The sequence below is a fragment of the Polaromonas sp. P3_C2 genome, from assembly GCF_056402675.1.
The window spans coordinates 1-4,858 of the sequence record NZ_JBFUGX010000317.1 but is presented as its reverse complement, the minus strand read 5'-3'; the positions used below and the strand labels follow the sequence as shown (position 1 = coordinate 4,858).

Annotated in this window: 1 protein-coding gene; it reads left to right on the top strand. The window is 62.2% G+C overall.

Going from position 1 to position 4,858, the window contains the following annotated elements; translation table 11 throughout:
• Nucleotides 1-301: 301 nt before the first annotated feature.
• A partial coding sequence (locus tag AC1DWI_RS13900) for a glutamate synthase-related protein (protein WP_477725040.1) occupies nucleotides 302-4,858 on the top strand: 4,557 nt, incomplete at its 3' end.

The window sequence follows — 4,858 nt, the reverse complement described above, 5'->3', positions numbered from 1 at the left end:
GTGTCACCAGGAACCAGGCGGGGCGCCCACCCCTACGCGTGGCTGAGGGCCCGGATGATGAATAACTTCATATTTATCAAGGCTTGGCGCGTTTGAGTTTAATATGTCCCTAATTTATTGTTGATTAAATTAATCGACATTTAATTAGAATCTGACCCTATTTAAAGCGCTTGGCATTGTTGTTGCAATGCAATATGCTCCCATTCCCTGCGAAAAATTATGAACCTTGCGGATGGAAGCGTTGCCCAGGCTTTTCGAGGCCACTCGGCACCGCCGTCATCCCAACTGACGAGGAATTGCCATGACCACGGCTGCTGAAATCAAGCATTTTGAAGAAAACGGTTTGTACTCCGGTGCGAACGAACACGATGCCTGCGGCGTCGGTTTCGTGGCGCACATCAAGGGGCACAAAAGCCATGCCATCGTCCAGCAAGGCTTGAAGATCCTCGAGAACCTAGACCACCGGGGCGCAGTGGGCGCTGACAAGCTCATGGGCGACGGCGCCGGTATCCTGATCCAGCTGCCCGATGCGCTGTACCGTGAAGAAATGGCCGGCCAGGGCGTGCAGCTGCCGCCACCCGGAGAATACGGCGTCGGCATGGTCTTCCTGCCGAAAGAGCACGCTTCCCGCCTGGCCTGCGAACAGGCGCTCGAGCGCGCCGTCAAGGCCGAAGGCCAGGTGCTGCTGGGCTGGCGCGACGTGCCGGTCAACCGCGACATGCCCATGTCGCCCACCGTGCGCGAAAAAGAACCCATCCTGCGCCAGATCTTCATCGGTCGCGGCAACGACGTCATCGTGCAGGACGCGCTGGAGCGCAAGCTGTATGTCATTCGCAAAACCGCCAGCGCCGCCATCCAGAACCTGCGCCTGACGCACAGCAAAGAATATTACGTGCCCAGCATGTCCAGCCGCACGGTGGTCTACAAAGGCCTGCTGCTGGCCGACCAGGTGGGCACCTACTACCGTGACTTGACCGACCCGCGCTGCGTCTCGGCACTCGGATTGGTGCATCAGCGCTTCTCGACCAACACCTTCCCGGAGTGGCCGCTGGCCCACCCGTACCGCTATGTGGCGCACAACGGCGAAATCAACACCGTCAAAGGCAACTACAACTGGATGAAGGCACGTGAAGGCGTGATGTCTTCGCCGGTGCTGGGTGCCGACCTGCAAAAGCTCTACCCGATCAGCTTTGCCAGCCAGTCCGACACCGCGACCTTCGACAACTGCCTCGAGTTGCTGACCATGGCCGGCTACCCCATCAGCCAGGCCGTGATGATGATGATCCCCGAGCCTTGGGAACAGCACACCACCATGGACGAGCGCCGCAAGGCCTTCTATGAGTACCACGCCGCCATGCTTGAGCCCTGGGACGGCCCGGCCTCCATCGTCTTCACCGACGGCCGCCAGATCGGCGCCACGCTGGACCGCAACGGCCTGCGCCCCTCGCGCTACTGCGTGACCGATGACGACCTGGTCATCATGGCCTCCGAATCCGGCGTGCTGCCGATTCCTGAGCACAAGATCGTGCGCAAATGGCGCCTGCAGCCCGGCAAGATGTTCCTGATCGACCTCGAACAAGGCCGCATGGTCGACGACGAAGAAATCAAGGCCACGCTGGCCCACAGCAAGCCTTACAAGCAATGGATTGAAAACCTGCGCATCAAGCTGGACGACGTGGCCGGCAAGGCCGCCAAGACCGCTCCGGTCACTGTGCCCGCCGCCTCAACCATCGCGCTGCTTGATCGCCAGCAGGCCTTTGGCTACACACAGGAAGACATCAAATTCCTGATGTCCCCCATGGCCGCCAACGGCGAGGAAGCCACCGGCTCCATGGGCAACGACAGCCCGCTGGCTGTGCTGTCCAACAAGAACAAGCCGCTCTACAACTACTTCAAGCAGTTGTTCGCGCAGGTGACCAACCCACCCATCGACCCGATCCGCGAAGCCATCGTGATGTCGCTGGTGTCCTTCATCGGCCCCAAGCCCAACCTGCTGGACATCAACCAGGTCAACCCGCCGATGCGGCTTGAAGTGAGCCAGCCCGTGCTCAACGTGGCCGACATGCAAAAGCTGCGCGACATCGAAGCGCACACACAGGGCAAGTTCAAGAGCTATACCCTGGACATCACCTACCCGCTGGCCTGGGGCCACGAAGGCGTCGAGGCCAAGCTGGCTTCGCTGTGCGCTGAAGCGGTCGACGCGATCAAGGACGGCAAAAACATCCTGATCATCAGCGACCGCGGCATCACCGCCACGCAGGTGGCCATCCCGGCCCTGCTGGCGCTGTCGGCGATTCACCAGCACCTGGTGAAAGAAGGCTTGCGCACGACCGCCGGCCTGGTGGTTGAAACCGGCTCTGCCCGCGAAGTGCATCACTTTGCCGTGCTGGCCGGCTACGGCGCTGAAGCTGTTCACCCCTACCTCGCGATGGAAACCCTGGCCGAGTTGTCCAAAGGCCTGCCCGGCGACCTCAGCACCGACAAGGCCGTCTACAACTACACCAAGGCTATCGGCAAGGGCCTGTCCAAGATCATGTCCAAGATGGGCGTGTCGACCTATATGAGCTACTGCGGTGCGCAGCTGTTCGAGGCCATCGGCCTGAGCCGTGACACCGTGGCCAAGTTCTTCACCGGCACGGCCAGCCAGGTTGAAGGCATGGGTGTGTTTGAGATCGCTGAAGAAGCGCTGCGCATGCACCGTGCTGCCTTCAGCGACGACCCGGTGCTGGCCAACATGCTGGACGCCGGCGGCGAATACGCCTGGCGCGTGCGCGGCGAAGACCACATGTGGACGCCCGATGCAATTGCCAAGCTGCAGCACTCCACCCGCTCCAACAACTGGAACACCTACAAGGAATACGCCCAGCTGATCAACGACCAGAACCGCCGTCACATGACGCTGCGCGGCCTGTTCGAGTTCAAGATCGACCCGTCCAAGGCCATCCCGATCGATGAAGTCGAGCCGGCCAAAGAGATTGTCAAGCGTTTTGCCACCGGCGCCATGTCGCTGGGCTCCATCAGCACCGAAGCCCACGCCACGCTGGCTGTGGCCATGAACCGCATCGGCGGCAAGAGCAACACGGGCGAGGGCGGTGAAGACCCGAACCGCTACCGGCAAGAACTCAAGGGCATCCCCATCAAGAAGGGCGAGACGCTGAAGAGCGTGATCGGCCCTAAACAGGTCGAGGTTGATTTGCCGCTGCAGGACGGCGATTCGCTGCGCTCGCGCATCAAGCAGGTCGCGTCGGGGCGTTTTGGTGTCACGGCCGAATACCTGGTGTCGGCCGACCAGATCCAGATCAAGATGGCCCAGGGCGCCAAGCCCGGCGAGGGCGGCCAGCTGCCCGGCGGCAAAGTCAGCGAATACATCGGCCACCTGCGCTACTCGGTGCCCGGCGTCGGTTTGATCTCGCCGCCGCCGCACCACGACATCTACTCCATCGAAGACTTGGCCCAGCTGATCCACGACCTGAAGAACGTCAACCCGCGCGCCAGCATCAGCGTCAAGCTGGTCAGTGAAGTCGGCGTCGGCACCATTGCCGCGGGCGTGGCCAAGGCCAAGTCCGACCACGTGGTGATTGCCGGCCATGACGGTGGCACGGGCGCCTCGCCCTGGTCGTCCATCAAGCATGCCGGCTCACCCTGGGAAATCGGCCTGGCAGAAACGCAGCAGACCTTGGTGCTCAACCGCCTGCGCGGCCGTATTCGCGTGCAGGCCGACGGCCAGATGAAAACCGGCCGTGACGTCGTGATAGGCGCGCTGCTGGGTGCGGATGAATTCGGCTTTGCCACCGCGCCACTGGTGGTTGAAGGCTGCATCATGATGCGCAAGTGCCACCTCAACACCTGCCCCGTCGGCGTGGCCACGCAAGACCCGGTGCTGCGCCAAAAATTCAGCGGCAAGCCCGAGCATGTCGTTAACTACTTCTTCTTCGTCGCCGAAGAGGCCCGCCAGCTCATGGCGCAGCTCGGCGTGCGCAAGTTTGACGAGCTGATCGGCCGCGCTGACCTGCTCGACACGCAAAAAGGCATTGAGCACTGGAAAGCCAGCGGCCTTGATTTCGCCCGCCTGTTCTACCAGCCGAATGTGCCGGCCGACGTGCCGCGCATGCATGTGATGGAACAAGACCATGCGCTCGAAAAAGCGCTGGACGTGCGCCTGATCGAAAAATCGAAAGCCGCGATTGAAAAGGGCGAAAAAGTCCAGTTCATCGAAGTGGCGCGCAACGTCAACCGCACCGTCGGCGCCATGCTGTCGGGCGAGCTGACACGGCATCACCCGCAAGGCTTGCCAGACGACACGCTGCGCATCCAGCTTGAAGGCACGGGTGGTCAGTCCTTCGGCGCCTTTCTCGCCAAGGGCATCACCATGTACCTGATCGGCGACGCCAACGACTACACCGGCAAGGGCCTGTCGGGCGGCCGCATCGTGGTGCGCCCCAGCATCGACTTCCGCGGCGACGCGGTGAAGAACACCATCGTCGGCAACACCGTGCTCTACGGCGCAACCACCGGCGAAGCCTTCTTCAGCGGCGTGGCCGGCGAACGGTTTGCCGTGCGCCTCTCGGGCGCCACGGCGGTCGTTGAAGGCACGGGCGACCACGGCTGCGAATACATGACGGGCGGTACCGTCGCGGTGCTGGGCAAGACCGGCCGCAACTTCGCCGCCGGCATGAGCGGCGGCGTGGCCTATGTGTATGACGAGGACGGCTTGTTTGCCACGCGCTGCAACACCTCCATGGTGTCGATGGACCGCATCGTCACCACCGCAGAGCAGCACACCCATGACAAGGCCGACTGGCATGCGGGCGAAAGCGATGAGGAATTGCTCAAGCGCTTGCTGCAGGACCACAACCGC